The sequence below is a fragment of the Pedobacter sp. 05L430 genome (genome assembly GCF_056397585.1).
On the sequence record NZ_JBFTNT010000566.1, the window covers coordinates 1 to 940 of the forward strand.

The 940-nt window shown below is 33.0% G+C and carries 1 protein-coding gene; it reads left to right on the forward strand.

Features of this window, described 5'->3' with window-relative positions; all coding sequences use genetic code 11:
- Positions 1–27: 27 nt before the first annotated feature.
- A partial coding sequence (locus AC1DG9_RS27345; protein ID WP_477635732.1) for a tetratricopeptide repeat protein occupies positions 28–940 on the forward strand: 913 nt, incomplete at its 3' end.

Consider the following 940-nt stretch of genomic DNA (forward strand, 5'->3'; position numbering starts at 1 on the left):
CTTTTGTCTTTAAACAAAGACAAAACTTTGGCTGACAATTTAAAAACTCTTAATGAAGGATTGGCACATACAGATAAAGCAATTGCTCATGAGAAATCTAAAGACCTGGTTGAATCTTGGTCGTACAGAGCATTATTTGCTTCAAGAATTGCATTGGTAGATTCATTAGATGCTGCCAATTCATCTGCAAATCAAAAAATTGCTGAAGAAGCGGTAGAAAAAGCAAAAGCATTAGATACTAAAGGCAATGAAAAAGAAAACATTGAAAATGCCAGACTGACTATTCAGGATGCAATGAGAAACAGAGGAATCTACGCTTACCAAAAGAAAGATTTCGCTGGAGCTTTAGCAGCATTTAATGAAGTAACTGCCAAAAACCCTAATGACACAGCCATGTTTATCAACGCTGGTGTTGTGGCTAAAGAAGCAAAAAACTACCCTGAAGTAGTTAGAAACTTTAAAAGAGCTATTGAGCTGAACTACAAAGATTCTAAAATGCTTTATAATGATATCATCAAAACTACTTTTGATGATATAAAGGATAGTGTTGCAGGTTTAACTATATTAAAAGAAGCATCTGCTAAGTATCCTGAGGATCCTTATTTTATAGGTGTTGAAACTGACATTTACTTAAAAAGAGGAGATATTGCTAAATCACAGGAAATGCTTGGTAAATTGGTAGCAAAAGAGCCTAAAAATGCAAACTATCAGTCGTTACTAGGTGATACTTACTATAAACAAGCACTTGCTATACAAACTCAAAGAAATGCTTTAGATCCTAAGAAAACTAAAGAATTTAGTGAGTTGGGTACTAAAATGACTAAATTCATAGATCAGGCAATTCCTTACTATAAAGCAGCACTTGATATAGATCCAAAACATGTAAATACTTTGGAAAACTTAGCTATTATATATGCTTTTAAAAATGACAATGTTAACT